Below are 17,541 nucleotides of genomic sequence, written 5' to 3'. Positions count from 1 at the left end.
AAGACTCAACCGCGCGGCGATATTTCCTTTACACTCCCCCTCTTTACTTCCTTTGACAGAAACTGACAGGAGAAAGGATGCCTGGGTTGTCTCGCAGGGCGCCAGTCTGGTTGCCCGTAATCGTCATACTTATTGCCATGCTCTCCATTCAGAGTGGTGCTTCGCTGGCTAAATCCCTCTTTCCGGTGGTGGGCGCGCCTGGCGTCACGGCGCTGCGTATTGCACTCGGCACCTTAATCCTGGTGGTTATCTTTAAACCCTGGCGACTGCGTTTCCAGAAAGAGCAGCGCCTGCCCCTGCTGCTGTACGGGCTGTCGCTGGGGGCGATGAACTATCTCTTCTACCTGTCGATTCAGACGGTGCCGCTGGGGATCGCCGTGGCGCTGGAGTTTACCGGCCCGCTGGCGGTGGCCCTGTTCTCCTCACGTCGCCCGATCGATTTTGTCTGGGTGGTGCTGGCGGTACTGGGGCTGTGGTTTCTGCTGCCGCTGGGGCAGGACGTCTCTCACGTCGATCTGACCGGCGCGGCACTGGCCCTGGGGGCGGGAGCCTGCTGGGCGGTCTATATTCTCACCGGACAACGTGCCGGCGAAGAGCACGGCCCGGCCACCGTGGCGCTGGGGTCTCTGATTGCCGCCATCATATTTGTGCCGCTGGGGATGGCGCAGGCCACCGAGTCTATCTGGCAGTGGTCGATCCTGCCGGTAGGTCTGGCGGTGGCAGTGCTCTCAACCGCGCTCCCCTACTCGCTGGAGATGATTGCCCTGACGCGCCTGCCAACGCGCATCTTTGGCACCCTGATGAGCATGGAACCCGCGCTGGCGGCGATGTCCGGGATGGTGTTCCTGGGCGAATCCCTCACCTTTACCCAGACGCTGGCGCTCTGCTCCATCATTGCCGCATCGATGGGGTCGACGCTCACCCTGCGCCGGGAGAGTAAAGTCGAGGAAGTGGATATCCGCTAGCCAAAATTATTTTGCCGGGAAGCCACTTCCCGGCAAAATATTCCCATTCGCAATAACCGTCATTATTTTGAAATATCGCCTTACCTTCTCACCCGCCCGTTAAAAATAAGACAAATTTACCCCCAAATAAAAATAAATTAATATTTTCAACAAATTAACTATCACAACCCGCCTTTCACTATTAAACCAATAGGCAGGACCCAATCGCACCTTCTATAGCCGGTGCTATACTTGATTTCGGAAATTACTTTGGACGCCAACATCAAGAGGAAATGAGATTATGCCTACCGCTAAACTGGTAAAAACGAAAGCACCTAATCTGCTCTATACCCGTAACGATGTCTCTGACAGCGATAAGAAAGCGACAATTGAGTTGCTGAATCGCCAGGTGATCCAGTTTATTGATCTGTCACTGATTACTAAACAGGCGCACTGGAATATGCGCGGCGCTAACTTTATTGCTGTACACGAGATGCTGGATGGCTTCCGTACCGCACTGACTACCCACCTGGATACCATGGCTGAACGTGCTGTACAGCTGGGCGGCGTGGCGCTGGGCACCACTCAGGTGATCAACAGCAAAACGGCGCTGAAAAGCTACCCGCTGGATATTCACAGCGTGCAGGACCATCTGAAAGAGCTGGCGGATCGTTATGCTGTCGTTGCAAACGACGTTCGTAAAGCGATTGGTGAAGTTAAAGATGAAGATACCGCTGACATCCTGACCGCGGCTTCCCGCGACATGGATCAGTTCCTGTGGTTCATCGAGTCTAACATCGAGTAATCCATAGCATTTTGCTATCACACCCTCGCTTCTGGCGGGGGTTTTGCACTTTTATAGTGCAGCAATTTCGCCCTCCCCGCCGCAAACGTAAAGCATTTGTAATAATCACCTCACACAATCGTTAACGAAAGATTGTTTTCTCATCAATATTTGCGCTTAATAGCTTAACGGTCAGTGATGGCGTTGCCATGCACCAAAACAGGGCTTCGTTATGGTGCATTTCAGCGCCATTGCTCCACATTTTGTGCAATGAAATTCGTGTTGGCCTTTTAAAAACAACCTGTTGCAAAGTTGGCACGTTTTTTTCATAGAGCCGTTCGTTCTCGCAGGGGATCGCCCCGTGGATATAAAAGGAAATGCTATGAAGTCTGTATTAAAAGTTTCACTGGCTGCACTTACCCTGGCTTTTGCCGTTTCTTCTCAGGCTGCTGATAAAAAACTGATTGTTGCCACCGACACCGCCTTCGTACCGTTTGAATTTAAACAAGGCGATCAGTACGTTGGTTTTGACGTGGATCTGTGGGCAGCCATCGCGAAAGAACTGAAACTGGACTACACCCTGAAGCCAATGGACTTCAGCGGCATCGTTCCGGCACTGCAAACCAAAAACGTTGACCTGGCGCTGGCCGGTATCACCATCACTGACGCACGTAAAAAAGCTATCGACTTCTCTGATGGCTACTACAAAAGCGGCCTGCTGGTAATGGTCAAAGCTGACAACAACGACGTGAAGAGCGCGAAAGATCTCGACGGTAAAGTGGTCGCGGTGAAGAGCGGTACCGGTTCTGTTGATTACGCGAAAGCCAATATCAAAACCAAAGACCTGCGCCAGTTCCCGAACATCGACAACGCCTACATGGAACTCGGCACCAACCGTGCTGACGCCGTGCTGCACGACACGCCAAACATTCTGTACTTCATCAAAACCGCAGGTAACGGCAAGTTCAAAGCGGTAGGTGAATCCCTGGAAGCACAGGAATACGGTATCGCCTTCCCGAAAGGCAGCGACGATCTGCGTACTAAAGTGAACGGCGCGCTGAAAACCCTGCGCGACAACGGCACTTACAACGAAATTTACAAAAAATGGTTCGGAACTGAGCCAAAATAATAATGACGTTTTGAGCACTTTTTATCCTGGGGGCGTGCTTCGCCCCCTGTTGTTTTCACCACGGTATACAGGAACACATCATGGAGTTTGACTGGAGCGCCATCTGGCCTGCCATTCCTCTGTTGCTTGAAGGCGCCAAAATGACCCTGTGGATTTCGGTCCTCGGTCTGGTTGGCGGGTTAATTATCGGCCTCGTCGCCGGTTTCGCCCGCACCTACGGCGGCTGGATTGCCAACCATATCGCACTGGTTTTCATCGAAGTGATTCGCGGCACGCCAATTGTGGTGCAGGTGATGTTTATCTACTTCGCCCTGCCTATGGCGTTTACCGATCTGCGCATTGATCCGTTCAGCGCGGCGGTCGTCACCATTATGATCAACTCGGGTGCTTATATCGCTGAGATCACCCGCGGTGCGGTGCTGTCGATTCACAAAGGCTTTAGCGAGGCCGGTCTGGCGCTGGGGCTTTCTCGCCGCGAAACCATCCGCCACGTGATCCTGCCTCTGGCGCTGCGTCGTATGCTGCCGCCGCTGGGCAACCAGTGGATCATCAGCATTAAAGATACGTCCCTGTTCATTGTTATCGGCGTCGCTGAACTGACCCGTCAGGGCCAGGAGATCATCGCCGGTAACTTCCGCGCCCTGGAGATCTGGAGCGCCGTAGCAGTGGTCTATCTCATTATTACCCTGGCACTGAGCTTCGTGCTGCGTCGTCTTGAAAGAAGGATGAAAATCCTGTGATTGAATTTAAAAACGTTTCCAAGCACTTTGGCCAGACCCAGGTGCTGCACAATATCGATCTGCAGATCCAGACCGGTGAAGTGGTGGTGATTATCGGGCCGTCCGGTTCCGGTAAATCGACGCTGCTGCGCTGCATCAACAAACTGGAAGAGATCACCAGCGGCGATCTGATTGTCGATGGCCTGAAGGTCAACGACCCGAAAGTGGACGAGCGACTGATCCGCCAGGAAGCCGGGATGGTGTTCCAGCAGTTCTACCTCTTCCCGCACCTGACGGCGCTGGAGAACGTGATGTTTGGTCCGCTGCGCGTGCGCGGTGCCGACAAAGCGGCCGCCGAGCGGCTTGCAAAAGAGCTACTGGCGAAAGTGGGTCTGGCGGAGCGCGGACATCACTACCCGTCCGAGCTTTCCGGTGGCCAGCAGCAGCGCGTGGCCATTGCCCGTGCGCTGGCGGTTAAACCGAAAATGATGCTGTTCGATGAGCCAACCTCGGCCCTCGACCCGGAACTGCGCCACGAAGTGCTGAAGGTTATGCAGGATCTGGCGGAAGAAGGGATGACGATGGTGATCGTGACCCACGAAATCGGCTTTGCCGAAAAAGTGGCCTCACGTCTGATTTTCATCGACAAAGGCCGTATTGCCGAAGATGGCAATCCGCAGACGTTGATCGAGAACCCACCGAGCCAGCGTCTTCAGGAGTTCCTGCAACACGTTTCCTGATGACAGCTCTGTTCGTACTTCAGGCCGGGTAAGGCGTCGCCGCCACCCGGCTTTTTTGTCGCTGTTGTCAGGCGGCGCTGGCGCTTGCCCGACCCAGGGTTTTGCGACTGTTACGATTTTATCCCTGGAATCGTCCCAAAAACCCCCCGCTTCTGCGCGCCTTCTATACTTATCACTTTGCACAATATTGTCACCGGAGGACGCCGTGCCGTGGATCTTGCTGCTCCTGATAAGCCTGTTTTGCCTGCCTGCCCAGGCCGTTAGCCTGCCCGGCGTTCCTGCTGCTACCGCGACTGACGCGACAACCCCGCCCGCCGAGCCGGACGTTGAGCAGAAAAAAGCCGCCTATTCCGCGCTGGCCGATGTGCTGGAAAATGATGCCTCGCGCCAGGAGCTGATCACCCAGCTGCGCAGCGTGGCCGCCACGCCCCCGCAGGAGCCGGTGCCCAAAATTACGCCGCCGGAGATCGTGGAAGAAAAGACCGTGCTGGAGAACCTGACCGACATCAGCCGTCATTACGGCGATGCACTCTCCTCCCGTTTTGCCCAGCTATACCGCAACCTGATCGGTTCCCCGCACAAGCCCTTTAACCCACAGACTTTCGTCGTGGCCGCACGGCAGTTTTTGATCCTCGCCGGGCTAGTCTTTGCCTTCTACTGGCTGGTCAGGCTCTGCGCCTTGCCGCTGTACCGCAAAATGGGCACCTGGGGACGCAGAAAGAACCGGGAAACCAGCAGCTGGTTCCACCTGCCGCTGACCATCGCCAGCGCCTTTATTATCGACCTGCTGCTGCTCGCGCTAACCCTGTTTATTGGTCAAATCCTCAGCGAATATCTTAATACCGGCAACCCCACCATCGCCTTCCAGCAGGCGCTGTTCCTCAACGCCTTCGCGCTCATTGAGTTCTTCAAAGCGATCCTGCGGCTGATATTCTGCCCACGGGTACCGGACCTGCGCCCTTTTGCCATTAGCGATCGCGCCGCACACTACTGGTCGCTACGCCTGAGCATTCTCAGCGGCATGATTGGCTATGGTCTGCTGGTTGCCGTGCCCATTATCTCCAACCAGGTTAACGTGCAGATTGGGGCGCTGGCCAACGTGCTGATTATGCTGTGCATCACCGTCTGGGCGCTGTACCTGATTTTCCACAATAAACGCGCCATTACCGAGGGGCTGCTCCACCTTGCCGACCGCTCCCTCGCCTTCTTCAGCCTGTTTATTCGCGCGTTTGCCCTGGTGTGGCACTGGCTGGCGAGCGCCTATTTTATCGTGCTCTGCTTCTTCTCCCTGTTCGATCCGGGAAACAGCCTGAAGTTTATGATGGGGGCCACCTTCCGCAGTCTGGCCATCGTCGGGATCGCCGCGTTCGTCTCCGGGCTGCTCTCACGCTGGCTGGCTAAAACCATTACCCTGTCGCCGCACGTGCAGCGCAGCTACCCGGAGCTGCAAAAGCGGATTAACGGTTGGCTCTCCGTGTCGCTGAAGGTGGCACGGATCCTGACGGTCTGTGTCGCCATCATGTTGCTGCTCAGCGCCTGGGGGTTATTCGACCTCTGGAACTGGCTGCATAACGGTGCAGGTGAAAAGACGGTGGATATTCTGATCCGCATCGCGCTGATCCTGTTCTTCTCCGCCATTGGCTGGACGATACTGGCGAGCCTGATCGAGAACCGGCTGGCCTCGGATATTCATGGCCGCCCCCTTCCCAGCGCCCGCGCCCGCACGCTGCTGACGCTGTTCCGTAACGCCCTGGCGGTGGTGATCAGCACCATTACCATCATGATTGTGCTGTCGGAAATCGGCGTGAACATCGCCCCGCTGCTGGCGGGTGCCGGGGCACTGGGGCTGGCGATATCCTTTGGTTCCCAGACGCTGGTAAAAGACATCATCACCGGCATCTTTATTCAGTTTGAAAACGGGATGAACACCGGGGATCTGGTGACCATCGGGCCGCTGACCGGCACGGTAGAGCGGATGTCGATTCGTTCCGTCGGGGTGCGACAGGATACCGGCGCGTACCACATTATTCCGTGGTCTTCGATTACCACCTTCGCCAACTTTGTTCGTGGTATCGGTTCGGTAGTGGCGAACTACGACGTGGACAGGCATGAAGATGCCGAGAAAGCGAAGCAGGCGCTGAAAGCGGCGGTGGATGAACTGCTGGAGAAAGAGGATATTCGCGGCCTGATTATTGGCGAGCCGTCGTTCGCCGGGATTGTCGGGCTGACCAGCACCGCCTTTACGCTGCGCGTGTCGTTCACCACCCAGCCGCTGAAGCAGTGGACGGTGCGTTTCGCCCTCGACAGCATGGTGAAAAAACATTTCGATCTGGCAGAGGTACGGATGCCGGTGCAGATGTATCAGCTGCTGCCGTCCCCTGGCCCGACACCGCCTTCGCCGCAGGAGCCTACCCTGTAACGGACGGTGCCGTCAGACGTGCCCGATGCCGCTATGCGTATCGGGCCTCACCTGTTAACGCTGGCGACGCTTGTCGTTATCCATAAAGGTCCAGGCAATGAAGCGGCTCTGCTTCTGGCCCTGGGCCATCTCTTTTTTCACCACTTTGACCGCACCGACTTCCGTCAGCGCGCGGTACAGTGGCGGCAGGTTTTCACCGCGCGACACCAGCGTGGTAAACCACTTCACCTGACGGGCAAACTGGGCGCTCTCGGCAATCATCTTCGTGATAAAGGCCACTTCGCCACCTTCGCACCACAGCTCCTGCTGCTGGCCGCCAAAGTTCAGCGCGGCATCTGCCGCCTGGCCGAGGTTACGGCGCTTACGCTCGCTGCCGGCCCGGGCTGCTTCTGCCGAATCGTGGAACGGCGGATTGCACAGGGTGGCATCGTACTGTTCGTTTTTATGGATCACCCCGGCAAAAATCGCTGAAGGCTCTTTCTGACGACGCAGACGAATGGCGCGGGTCATGCCGGGGTTGCCATTAATAATGGCGGTGGCGTTGGCATACGCCTGCGGATCCACTTCGCTGCCGGTGAAGCGCCAGCCATATTCATGCGCACCGATCAGCGGGTAGATGAGATTAGAGCCAGTACCGATGTCCAGGATGGTCGCCTGGGCAGGCACCGCGCCATTATTCCCTTCTGCCAGCAGATCGGCGAGATGGTGAATATAGTCGGCACGCCCCGGCACGGGCGGGCAGAGATAGCCGTCCGGGATATCCCACTGCGCCACGCCGTAGAAATGGGCAAGCAGCGCCTTGTTCAGCGTCTTCACCGCCTGCGGATCGGCAAAGTTCACCGTCGGCTCGCCCGTTGGGTTCTGAATGATAAATTCGCGCAATGCCGGACAGCTCTCGCATAAGGCATTCATATCGTAACGGCTGCGGTGGCGGTTGCGTGGGTGCAACCCCGGCTTCTCGGGTGTCATGGCGTTCTCCTGTAAACAGCGGCGTAAGATACCCGTTGCGGGCGCGACGGTAAATATTTCTCTGCACCGGCGAATAAATCGCCAAAAATCAGTGACCTGTATGTATTTGATTTGTCATAGAATTGTCAAAATATGTCGTTCAAAAAATAAGCAGATCATCATCAATTTTTTGCACTAAATCACACTCTGACCCGTTCTACACTTAGTGTGCATCACCCCGTTGTCAATCAGAGGAAGTGATTATGAAAAAATACCTGGTAATGCTCGCTGCCGCTTCACTGGCAGGCGCGTCGTTTGCTGCATGGTCGATTGAATCACTCAATAGCGGCGATACTAGCCAACTCAGGCCAGCCGGAACGGTGCAGGCTTCGGGCGCAAGAGACCTCGACGATCTGCAGGATAAACTCGCTGAAAAAGCGCGTGAACAAGGTGCTAAAGGCTATGTGGTTAACTCTGCCAGCGGCGATAACACCATGTTTGGTACTGCCACCATCTACAAATAGTTCCCTCCCTGTATAACGACTGCATCCTCTCGGGTGCAGTTGATTTTTTGCCCAAAATCCACTTTGTGAAGTTTTTTAGCAGGCAATGTAAATTTACGTATTTCATTTTGTTGGCGAGAGTGATAAAAAGTCACGCCAAATGATAATGTTTATCACAATTATTATCATTTGTAGGTTCATTACGGTTATTCACGTGGCACAGGAAAAGGCACAGACCTGCCTGACAACGTAATGGAAACTCGATTCTAAAAATTATAAGTCGCTAAACAATATGGATAAAAATCGCAACGTTCCGAACAGCTTCAGTTCGCTGACCTTTTTCGCCGGCCTGTGTATCGGTCTGACCCCGGTCGCGAGTGCGCTGGCTGCGGATAATAACGAACAAAAGTCTGATGAAACCCTGGTAGTAGAAGCCGCGCAGCCTTCGCTCTATGCACCGCAGAAATCTGCCGATGCGAAGTTCAGCCGCCCGGTGGCCGACACCACCCGCACCATGACCGTGATTTCCGAGCAGGTATTAAAGGATCAGGGCACCACGAATCTGACCGACGCGTTGAAAAACGTGCCAGGCGTGGGGGCCTTCTTTGCCGGGGAAAACGGCAACTCCACCACCGGAGATGCGGTGTACATGCGCGGGGTAGATACCTCGAACAGCATTTACGTTGACGGGATCCGCGACATCAGCACCACCACGCGCGACACCTTCAACACCGAACAGGTCGAAGTGATTAAAGGACCATCCGGCAGCGATTACGGACGTAGCGCACCTAGCGGCTCCATCAATATGATCAGCAAACAGCCGCGTCTGGACTCAGGCATTGATGCCTCTGCCAGCATCGGCAGCGCGTACATGCGTCGTGGAACCCTCGACATTAACCAGGTGATGGGTGACACCTCGGCGTTTCGTCTGAACCTGATGGGTGAAAAGACCCATGACGAAGGGCGCGATAACGTTAAGAACGAACGCTACGGCGTGGCCCCTTCTCTCGCTTTTGGCCTGGGAACGGAAAACCGTCTGTATCTGAACTACCTGCACGTGACCCAGCACAACACCCCGGATGGCGGTATTCCGACCATCGGGCTGCCGGGCTACTCTGCGCCATCTGCGGGGACCGCGGCGCTGAATCACTCGGGCAAAGTGGATACCAATAACTTCTACGGCACCGATTCGGATTACGACGACTCCACCTCTGACACCGCCACGATGCGTTTTGAGCACGACTTTAACGACAACACCACCGTGCGTAACACCACGCGCTGGTCACGGGTGAAGCAGGATTACCTGATGACCGCCGTCATGGGCGGCGCCTCCAACATTACGCAGCCCGATCGCAACAACGTGGATACCTGGACCTGGTCGCGTCTCGCTAACACCAAAGATGTCAGCAATAAGATCCTCACCAACCAGACCAACCTGACGACAAAATTCTTTATCGGCAGCGTCGGCCACGATATCAGCACCGGGGTGGAGTTCACCCGCGAAACCCAGACCAACTACGGCGTGAATGCCATTACTCCGCCGCCGGTGAACATCTATCACCCGAACAGCAACGTCAGCCTGGGCGGGCTGGATAACAACGGTGCCAACGCCAACGGCCAGACCGATACCTTCGGTCTGTACGCCTTCGATACGCTGCAAATCACCCGTGATTTTGAGCTGAATGGCGGCATTCGTCTCGACACCTACCATACCGAATATGACAGCGCCAGCGTCTGCGGCGGCACAGGTCGCGGGGCTGTTGCCTGCACGGCCGGCACGCCTAAAGGCTCTCCGGTCACCACGGTAGACACGGCAACGTCGGGCAACCTGGTCAACTGGAAAGCCGGGGCGCTCTATCATCTGACCGAGCACGGCAACGTGTACGTCAACTATGCCATCTCCCAGCAGCCGCCGGGCGGCAATAACTTCGCGCTGGCCCAGGGCGGCACCGGCAGCAGTGCCAACCGCACGGACTTTAAACCGCAGAAGGCCAAAACCAGCGAGCTGGGCACCAAATGGGAAGTGCTGGATAAGCGTCTGCTCCTGACCGCAGCCATCTTCCGCACCGACATCGAAAACGAAGTCGAGCAGAACGATGACGGCACTTATTCGCAGTACGGTAAAAAACGTGTTGAAGGGTATGAACTCTCTGCCGCAGGTAACATTACTCCGGCCTGGCAGGTGATCGGCGGTTATACCCAGCAGCACGCCAGCGTGCGCACCGGTAACAACGTGGCGCAGGATGGCACCTCTTCCCTGCCGTACACCCCGGAGCATGCCTTTACGCTGTGGAGCCAGTACCAGGCCACGGATGCGATCTCCGTCGGTGCTGGCGCACGCTATATCGGCAGTATGCACCGCGGCTCTGACGGTGCGGTGGGTACCCCGTCATTCACGGAAGGTTACTGGGTGGCCGATGCCAAACTGGGCTATCGCGTTAACCGCAACCTCGATATGCAGCTCAACGTCTACAACCTGTTTGATGAAGACTATGTCGCGTCCATCAACAAGAGCGGTTACCGCTACCATCCGGGCGAGCCGCGCACCTTTATGTTAACGGCGAACATGCACTTCTGATCCCGCGTGGGGCTTCGGCCCCACCTTTCGGAGAACCTTTTATGATGTATCACATTCCGGGCGTGCTGAACGCCGATGAGGTGGCGCAGTTCCGCGCCCAGCTGGATCAGGCTCCCTGGGTCGACGGCCGTGCCACCGTGGGCAACCAGGGCGCACAGGTTAAAAATAACCAACAGGTCGATACCCAAAGCCCGCTGTACGCCAGTTTGCAGGCGGCGGTATTGCAGGCGGTGAATCAGCACGCGCTCTTTTTTGCCGCTGCCCTGCCGCGTCAGATCTCCAGCCCGCTGTTCAACCGCTATCAGCAACAGGAGACCTACGGGTTTCACGTTGACGGGGCCGTACGTAGCCACCCCCAGAGCGGCTGGATGCGCACCGATCTCTCTGCCACCCTCTTTTTAAGCGACCCCGACAGCTACGAAGGCGGCGAGCTAGTGGTGAACGACACGTATGGCCAGCACAGCGTTAAGCTCCCGGCGGGGGATCTGGTGCTCTACCCCTCCAGCAGCCTGCATTGCGTTACCCCGGTTACCGCGGGCGTGCGGGTGGCCTCCTTTATGTGGATCCAGTCGATGATCCGCGATGATAAAAAGCGCGGCATGCTGTTCGACCTGGACCGTAACATCCAGGCTTTGCGCGCCCGTCACGGTGAAAGCGACGAAGTGCTCTCCCTGCTCAACCTCTACCATAACCTGCTGCGCGAATGGTCTGAAATCTAGCCCCGCGCCTTGATTGTGCGTTTTTTGACCCCATAGTTACTGGATAGCGCAATATCCTGTCAGGAGGGGTCTATGGCTTCCGGTTGGGCGAATGATGACGCCGTGAATGAACAGATCAACAGTACCATTGAAGATGCTGTTGCGCGGGCGCGAGGCGAAATTCCGCAGGGCGAAAGCCTGAAAACCTGTGAGGAGTGCGGGGAGCCCATCCCCGAGGCGCGGCGCAAAGCCGTACCCGGCGTCCGGCTGTGCATCGCCTGCCAGCAGGAGAAAGATTCACATAACGCATCTCATGCAGGATATAATCGCAGGGGATCGAAAGACAGCCAGTTGCGATGACTGGCATGGCGGCGGGTTTACCACGCAAGCGGTTACGTTCTTGTGCACGAATTTTCACCACAGGTTTGGCAAAATGTGCCCTTACCGTTGCGTCTGTAAAGCGCAATGGCAAGAAGCGTAAAGGCATTCACTGAATTTATTAATATTCAATTACTTATTTGTCATTCAAATTTTTTGAATGATGTAGTCAATTCTCTTCGATTTTATCTTTCGCAAAAAAGCGTGATACTTATCACATCGACGGAACAACGTCCCCTTAACAGAATAACCTGCGAGAGATTAACCATGAAAACCATCAAATATGCTGTTGCTGCTGTTGCCCTGACGACTCTATCTTTCGGTGCTTTCGCTGCGGAATCTCTTACCGCTGCCCAGGCAAACAGCATGAACAAAATCGGTGTGGTGAGTGCTGAAGGCGCGACCACGCTGGACGGTCTGGAAGCACGCCTGGCAGCAAAAGCTGAAGCGGCTGGCGCGACCGGTTACACCATTACCTCCGCTAACACCAACAATAAACTGAGCGGTACTGCGGTTATCTATAAATAACCTGACCCTTATCTCTGCCCCGCTCGCCAGTTCGCTGGTGGGCTGCTCCAACCCTCATTGACTCTGTTGTTATTTTTTTGGCCCGTCCATCGCTGGACGGGCTTTTTTTTCGCTAAAAACTCTGGTTAACCCGCGCCAGCCCGGCGTCAACCGTCTCCACCTCACCGGTCGCCAGCAGGCAGCAGGCCATCTGGAGCTTCAGGGAGTGCGGTACCGCTTCGCGTCCGGCCAAACAACTTTCTATCCAGCGGGCAGTGGTTTCAGGATCTTTCGCCTGCGGCAGGGAGACGTCGGTGTTCTCTTCCCCACGCTCCAGTATCACCCGTATACCCGCCTTGGGATCAATCAGGGTTTGCTGCGGGCAGCGTTGCGGGTTGGCGTACACCTCCCCTTCGGTGCCGTGCATCAACAGCCCCCGGCCACCGATATCGGCAAAAAAGGTCGCCACGCGCGTGACATATTCCGGGTGCGAGACGCTGGAGAGGCGCAGCGCGGCATCCTCCGCAAAAGGCGTCGCCAGTTTGGCAAGGGTATGGGCGCTGTTACGCACCCCCATGCGCCAGCGCATCGCCAGCTGTTTTTCCAGCGGCGGGCAGAGGGTGCTGATCGGGATATAGACCGGGTGATGCCCCTCGAGCTTCGCCTGCGCCTGACCGCCGTGCAGGGTCGGCTCAATGCCCAGCAGCGTGAAAATGGTTTCTGTCAGCACGCGGGTGGGATCTTCACTGACGCCGTGCACCACCACCGGGAACCCCAGCTTTCGCAGCAGAATAGCCAGCAGCGGGGTCAGGTTGGCCTGTTTGCGTGCGCCGTTGTAGGTGGGGATCACGATTGGCATCGGCTTGAGTGCGGGCGGCGTCAGGCGTAGGGTGCGGGCCTGCATCGCATCGTAAAAACCCCGCATCTCCGCTTCGCCTTCACCTTTAATTCGTAGCGCGATCAGAATACCGCCCATCTCCAGGTCGGGAACCTCTCCGTCCAGCATATGGGTATAGAGCATGCGGGCGGTCTCCTGATCCAGGTCGCGCGCATGGTTCTTACCACGCCCTACCTCTTTGATAATTTTACGGTAATCCACGGGATTTCTCCTTTACGACATGTTTTAAACACTATAGCCCTGATAAAGACCCGGCCGATAGCTTTTTATCCTTCGCCATTAACAGGCTGTTTTATCAGAAGAATTAATTACGCAATATTTATCGAGCATATTTGTGAATCGGGCAAAAGATTCTTATCAGGAGACATTCTGATTAAATAAACACCGGATTGTTGTTGAAGGTAGAAACCAGGATTGATTATGAACAAGGTGGCTTTAAGTTTATTCATCGCCGCAATGGCAGGATGCGCCGCGTCCGCCTTTGCGGCCACAAATGGCGAAGGACAGATTAACTTTAGCGGCGAAATTATCGATTCCGCTTGTCAGGTAACGAACGGTTTGAGTAATCCTCTGGATGTGCAGTTAGGTAAGGTGTCGAAAACCCTCTTTACCGGCACAGGCTCAACCAGCACCGCAACAAAGTTCGACATTCAGCTAACCAATTGCCCGGAAACGGTCACCTCTGCTGCGGTTAACTTCGGCGGGACGCCGGATGCAGATAACAATTCCACACTGGCGTTAACGCGAGATGCGGATGCCGCGACCGGTGTGGCAATTCAGCTGCTCGACACCGCCGGGCAACCTGTCAGTCTGTATACCCCTTCTCGTCAGTACCCGTTAACGGCTGGCAGTACGGTAAACGATCTGGAATTTGGTGCACGTTATATTCAGACGCAAGCGGCCGTAACCGCAGGCCCTGCCAATTCCGTGTCAACCTTTACCATTATCTATAACTGATATCATCAATTCAGAAATATCAGCCCTGATTTCGGGGCTGATATTTCTTGTTTATGTTGAGACATATTTATGCGCCATGTTTATTTACTGAGCACTCTATTACTGGTAGCCGCGACAGCGCATGCGGGTGTCATTATTAACGGCACCCGTCTTGTCTACCACGGAGATAAAAAGGAATCGTCTCTTGGCCTTTCAAATCCAGATAGCACGGATTATCTGGTTCAGTCCTGGGTTGATTCTGGCGATAAAAACATGGCCAAAGCCCCCTTCCTGATCACGCCGCCGCTATTCCGTCTGGACGGCAAGGAAGATAACGTTCTGCGTGTGGTCCGTACGGGCGGAAATATGCCCGAAGATCGCGAATCGCTTTTCTGGCTTAACATTAAAGCGATTCCCTCTTCTAAAAATCAGCAGGGGGTGAATACCCTGCAAATCGCGATTAATACGCGCATTAAGTTGCTTTATCGTCCCGCGTCAGTAAAAGGCCAACCCGAAGAGGCAGGCGATAAACTGGCGTGGCATCGCGAGGGCAACGAGCTGATTGTAAATAACCCAACGCCGTTTTATATGAACTTCCAGCAAATCATGCTGAACGGCAAGAAAGTGCCAAACGTCACCTGGGCGATACCGAAAGCCGAAACGCATTTTGCTCTTCCGGCCACTATCAGCGGTAATTCCGTCAGTTACTCCATCATTACTGATTACGGTAGCGTCAGTAAAACCTGGACCGCTGCACTCCATTAATCAAGCGGTACACGGGCGTTTCAAATAATCATGTACAGCACTAAAAAGCCTTTTTCCTGTCATTTACTCGCACTGCTGGTCATTTTATGTGGCCTGGCAGTGGCGTGTTTTTCACAGCAAATATGGGCCGATGATTATTTTAACCCCGCCCTGCTGGATCTGGATAACCCCCGGCAGGGAAAAACTGACCTCTCAATCTATGAAAAAGGCCCGGGCCAGGCACCGGGTCAATATCAGGTGGCCCTTTTTATTAATAACAACAAGATTGATACCCGTGAGATCACGTTTAAATTACATAAGGATGCCAAAGGCGACAGTTCACTTCAGCCCTGTTTTTCGCTGGGCGACTTAAAGCGTCTTGGCGTCAAAACGGAAAAATTTCCGCAACTGATGGCGAAGGGTGAGTGCGCAGAGTTAAGCGTGATTCCTGCCGCATCGGCCACGTTTAAAGTCCGCCATCAGCAGTTGCTGCTGAGCATTCCGCAGTCTGCGCTCGGCCAGATACCCCGTGGCTATATCGACCCGAAAGACTTTGATGAAGGTATTACCGCCGGTTTGCTCAACTACAGCACCAACGCCAGCCAGAGCCATGCGCGCCAGCCAGGCGAGCAGGACAACAGCAGCCAGTATGTGAACCTGCGCCCGGGTCTGAATATCGGTGCCTGGCGCGTGCGAAACTACTCAACCTGGAATCGCAGCACCACCGGTCACGAAGAGCAGCACAGCTTCTCCTCCGTCTATACCTACGCTCAGCGCGATATCGTGGCGATGAAAAGCGATCTGACGGTAGGGCAAAGCTCTTCCCCGGCGGATGTGTTCGACAGCGTGCCCTATACCGGCATGCAGCTCAATTCCGACAGCGACATGCTGCCAGACAGCGAGAAAGGCTACGCGCCGATTATTCGTGGCACCGCCCACAGCAACGCGCTGGTGATGGTGCGTCAGAACGGCTACGTGATTTACCAAAATACCGTCGCCCCCGGAGCGTTTGAAATTAACGATCTCTACCCCACCGGCAGTAGCGGCGATCTGCAGGTCACGGTGAAAGAAACCGACGGCAGCGAAAGCCATTTCGTGGTGCCTTACGCCTCGGTCCCCGTGCTGCAACGTGAAAAGAATCTGCGCTACAGCGTGACCGCAGGGCGCTATCGTTCCTATGACAAAGATGTTGAAAAAACCCCTTTTGCCCAGGGTAGCGCCATCTACGGCCTGCCTTACGGTTTTACTGCCTACGGCGGCATGCAGCAGAGTAGCCATTACCAGTCGCAGGCCGTTGGCGGCGGGAAAAATATGGGCGATTTAGGCGCTTTCTCTGTCGACATCACGCGGGCCAAAGCACTGCTTAAAAAACAGCATGCCAGCACCGGGCAGTCATGGCGCGTGCGTTACAGCAAAGATTTCTCAAAAATGGGGACTAACTTCATGCTGGCGGGCTATCGGTATAACAGCAAAGGGTTCTACACCCTGGAAGATACCATGGAGTCTTATACCCGGAGTGACGACTGGTCTGCACCGCAGCAACGCCGCGCCCGTACCGAAGCCACCATTGACCAGACGCTGGGCGAAGGCTGGGGATCGGTCACCCTGAGTCTGGTGAAAGAGACCTACTGGAGCCAAAGCCAGGACATGACCTCCATGAGCGTTAGCTACAACAACAGCTGGCACGGGGTGAGTTACAGCCTGAGCTATAGCCTCAATAAGAACACCAACGACAGCAATGAAGACGGTGAATCCGTTACCCAGGACAACCAGTTCGCGCTGAGCGTCTCCGTGCCACTGGATCACTGGATGCATAACACCTGGGCGACATACAACCTGAACAACACGAAAGCGGGCACCACGCAAAATATCGGGCTAAACGGCACCGCCCTCCAGGGTGACAACCTGAGCTGGAATATCCAGGAGGGATTGAGCAACAGCGGAAGCGGTAACTCAACCAACCTGAATGCCGATTACAAAGGAACCTATGGCGAAATCAGCGGCGGCGTGAGCCAGGACAAAAATCAGCGGAACGTTAACGTCGGCTTGCAGGGCGGTATGGTGGCCCATGCTAACGGCATCACCCTGAGCCAGCCGCTGGGGGATACCATCGCGCTGGTTAAAGCCCCAGGCACGCACGGCACGCACATTACCAACCAGACCGGGGTCAAAACCGATTTTCGCGGCTATACCGTCGTGCCCTTTGTCACCGCCTATCGTCACAACACCATTGCCCTGGATACGGAAACGCTGCCGGACGAGGCCGACGTGACCCACGCGGCGCAAGTTGTTACGCCAACACGCGGCGCGGTGGTCCGCGCCAGCTTTAACACCCGCGTGGGCAGCCGGGTCTTAATGACGCTCACGCGACAGGGTAAGCCGCTGCCCTTTGGCGCAACGGTTACCACCGGGGATAAGGATAGCGAGTTTATCGTAGGCAATGACGGACAGACTTACCTCTCCGGCCTGCCTCAGCACGGAACGCTGTCTGTTTCCTGGGGTCAGGATGCCAGCGAAAGCTGTGTGGCTGAGTACCGGCTAACGGATGAGGAAAAGAAAACCAGCATCATCAACGCTGCCGCGCAATGTCACTGATTCACCGTTCAGGCTAACAAT

General features: G+C 55.5%; 16 protein-coding genes. 14 read left to right on the top strand and 2 right to left on the bottom strand.

All coding sequences use genetic code 11. The features are described 5' to 3' along the window. Window positions 1-77 precede the first annotated feature (77 nt). The 6 genes from rhtA (at window position 78) to ybiO (ending at window position 6,735) form a co-directional block, all read left to right on the top strand. Complete coding sequence (rhtA, locus tag ACF8PE_RS07165) at window positions 78-965, top strand: threonine/homoserine exporter RhtA (protein WP_032617176.1); 888 nt, start codon at window positions 78-80, stop codon at window positions 963-965. Between the two features lie 280 nt (window positions 966-1,245). After that, window positions 1,246-1,749, top strand: coding sequence for a DNA starvation/stationary phase protection protein Dps (gene dps, locus ACF8PE_RS07160; RefSeq protein WP_032617175.1), 504 nt, complete (start codon window positions 1,246-1,248; stop codon window positions 1,747-1,749). 361 nt (window positions 1,750-2,110) lie between these two features. Beyond that, complete coding sequence (gene glnH / locus ACF8PE_RS07155) at window positions 2,111-2,857, top strand: glutamine ABC transporter substrate-binding protein GlnH (protein WP_032617174.1); 747 nt, start codon at window positions 2,111-2,113, stop codon at window positions 2,855-2,857. Window positions 2,858-2,937: 80 nt separating this feature from the next. Then, complete coding sequence (glnP, locus tag ACF8PE_RS07150; protein WP_032617173.1) at window positions 2,938-3,597, top strand: glutamine ABC transporter permease GlnP; 660 nt, start codon at window positions 2,938-2,940, stop codon at window positions 3,595-3,597. Then, window positions 3,594-4,316 (top strand): glutamine ABC transporter ATP-binding protein GlnQ, encoded by a 723-nt coding sequence (gene glnQ / locus ACF8PE_RS07145; protein ID WP_032617171.1) that lies wholly within the window; start codon window positions 3,594-3,596, stop codon window positions 4,314-4,316. Before glnP ends, glnQ begins: the two co-directional genes overlap by 4 nt. Window positions 4,317-4,521: 205 nt before the next feature. Continuing rightward, complete coding sequence (gene ybiO, locus ACF8PE_RS07140; RefSeq protein ID WP_032617170.1) at window positions 4,522-6,735, top strand: mechanosensitive channel protein; 2,214 nt, start codon at window positions 4,522-4,524, stop codon at window positions 6,733-6,735. 54 nt (window positions 6,736-6,789) lie between these two features. Here the strand turns inward: ybiO and rlmF are convergent, their stop codons facing one another. Continuing rightward, window positions 6,790-7,704: a 23S rRNA (adenine(1618)-N(6))-methyltransferase RlmF gene (rlmF, locus tag ACF8PE_RS07135; RefSeq protein ID WP_032617169.1), complete on the bottom strand. Its 915-nt coding sequence runs from the start codon at window positions 7,702-7,704 to the stop codon at window positions 6,790-6,792. Between the two features lie 242 nt (window positions 7,705-7,946). Here rlmF and mcbA point away from each other — a divergent pair, with 242 nt between their 5' ends. The 5 genes from mcbA to ybiJ all read left to right on the top strand — a co-directional run bounded on the left by mcbA (window position 7,947) and on the right by ybiJ (window position 12,368). Then, window positions 7,947-8,207 (top strand): DUF1471 family periplasmic protein McbA, encoded by a 261-nt coding sequence (mcbA, locus tag ACF8PE_RS07130; protein WP_032617167.1) that lies wholly within the window; start codon window positions 7,947-7,949, stop codon window positions 8,205-8,207. 271 nt (window positions 8,208-8,478) lie between these two features. Beyond that, window positions 8,479-10,764, top strand: a complete 2,286-nt coding sequence (locus ACF8PE_RS07125; protein WP_392494718.1) for a catecholate siderophore receptor Fiu — start codon at window positions 8,479-8,481, stop codon at window positions 10,762-10,764. 41 nt (window positions 10,765-10,805) lie between these two features. Continuing rightward, complete coding sequence (gene ybiX / locus ACF8PE_RS07120; RefSeq protein ID WP_032617165.1) at window positions 10,806-11,483, top strand: PKHD-type hydroxylase YbiX; 678 nt, start codon at window positions 10,806-10,808, stop codon at window positions 11,481-11,483. A 72-nt stretch (window positions 11,484-11,555) separates the two neighbouring features. Beyond that, window positions 11,556-11,822: a DksA/TraR family C4-type zinc finger protein gene (locus tag ACF8PE_RS07115; protein ID WP_032617164.1), complete on the top strand. Its 267-nt coding sequence runs from the start codon at window positions 11,556-11,558 to the stop codon at window positions 11,820-11,822. A 285-nt stretch (window positions 11,823-12,107) separates the two neighbouring features. Further along, window positions 12,108-12,368 carry a DUF1471 family protein YbiJ gene (gene ybiJ / locus ACF8PE_RS07110; protein WP_032617163.1) on the top strand — a complete coding sequence of 87 codons (261 nt, stop codon included), beginning with the start codon at window positions 12,108-12,110 and terminating at the stop codon, window positions 12,366-12,368. Between the two features lie 112 nt (window positions 12,369-12,480). Here the strand turns inward: ybiJ and ybiB are convergent, their stop codons facing one another. After that, window positions 12,481-13,446 (bottom strand): DNA-binding protein YbiB, encoded by a 966-nt coding sequence (ybiB, locus tag ACF8PE_RS07105; RefSeq protein WP_165717565.1) that lies wholly within the window; start codon window positions 13,444-13,446, stop codon window positions 12,481-12,483. Window positions 13,447-13,665: 219 nt separating this feature from the next. Between ybiB and ACF8PE_RS07100 the strand changes: the two genes are divergently transcribed. The 3 genes from ACF8PE_RS07100 to ACF8PE_RS07090 all read left to right on the top strand — a co-directional run bounded on the left by ACF8PE_RS07100 (window position 13,666) and on the right by ACF8PE_RS07090 (window position 17,520). Next, window positions 13,666-14,202 (top strand): fimbrial protein, encoded by a 537-nt coding sequence (locus ACF8PE_RS07100; protein ID WP_032617161.1) that lies wholly within the window; start codon window positions 13,666-13,668, stop codon window positions 14,200-14,202. A 69-nt stretch (window positions 14,203-14,271) separates the two neighbouring features. Beyond that, window positions 14,272-14,946 carry a molecular chaperone gene (locus ACF8PE_RS07095; protein ID WP_392494717.1) on the top strand — a complete coding sequence of 225 codons (675 nt, stop codon included), beginning with the start codon at window positions 14,272-14,274 and terminating at the stop codon, window positions 14,944-14,946. Between the two features lie 30 nt (window positions 14,947-14,976). Next, window positions 14,977-17,520 carry a fimbria/pilus outer membrane usher protein gene (locus ACF8PE_RS07090; protein ID WP_392494716.1) on the top strand — a complete coding sequence of 848 codons (2,544 nt, stop codon included), beginning with the start codon at window positions 14,977-14,979 and terminating at the stop codon, window positions 17,518-17,520. The last annotated feature ends 21 nt before the right edge of the window (window positions 17,521-17,541 follow it).

Origin of the sequence: Leclercia sp. GLN_9 (genome assembly GCF_043105735.1) — a bacterium.
In the GTDB taxonomy this organism is placed as follows: domain Bacteria; phylum Pseudomonadota; class Gammaproteobacteria; order Enterobacterales; family Enterobacteriaceae; genus Enterobacter; species Enterobacter adecarboxylatus.
Note: the sequence above shows the minus strand (reverse complement) of the source record. Positions and strands in the feature narration are given on the sequence as shown.

Coding starts and splice junctions, on each gene's coding strand:
- rhtA (WP_032617176.1), top strand. CDS start 78: ATGCCTGGGTTGTCTCGCAGGGCGCCAGTCTGGTTGCCCGTAATCGTC.
- rlmF (WP_032617169.1), bottom strand. CDS start 7,704: ATGACACCCGAGAAGCCGGGGTTGCACCCACGCAACCGCCACCGCAGC.
- ACF8PE_RS07115 (WP_032617164.1), top strand. CDS start 11,556: ATGGCTTCCGGTTGGGCGAATGATGACGCCGTGAATGAACAGATCAAC.
- ACF8PE_RS07100 (WP_032617161.1), top strand. CDS start 13,666: ATGAACAAGGTGGCTTTAAGTTTATTCATCGCCGCAATGGCAGGATGC.
- ACF8PE_RS07095 (WP_392494717.1), top strand. CDS start 14,272: ATGCGCCATGTTTATTTACTGAGCACTCTATTACTGGTAGCCGCGACA.
- ybiX (WP_032617165.1), top strand. CDS start 10,806: ATGATGTATCACATTCCGGGCGTGCTGAACGCCGATGAGGTGGCGCAG.
- ACF8PE_RS07125 (WP_392494718.1), top strand. CDS start 8,479: ATGGATAAAAATCGCAACGTTCCGAACAGCTTCAGTTCGCTGACCTTT.
- glnH (WP_032617174.1), top strand. CDS start 2,111: ATGAAGTCTGTATTAAAAGTTTCACTGGCTGCACTTACCCTGGCTTTT.
- ybiJ (WP_032617163.1), top strand. CDS start 12,108: ATGAAAACCATCAAATATGCTGTTGCTGCTGTTGCCCTGACGACTCTA.
- dps (WP_032617175.1), top strand. CDS start 1,246: ATGCCTACCGCTAAACTGGTAAAAACGAAAGCACCTAATCTGCTCTAT.
- mcbA (WP_032617167.1), top strand. CDS start 7,947: ATGAAAAAATACCTGGTAATGCTCGCTGCCGCTTCACTGGCAGGCGCG.
- glnP (WP_032617173.1), top strand. CDS start 2,938: ATGGAGTTTGACTGGAGCGCCATCTGGCCTGCCATTCCTCTGTTGCTT.
- ACF8PE_RS07090 (WP_392494716.1), top strand. CDS start 14,977: ATGTACAGCACTAAAAAGCCTTTTTCCTGTCATTTACTCGCACTGCTG.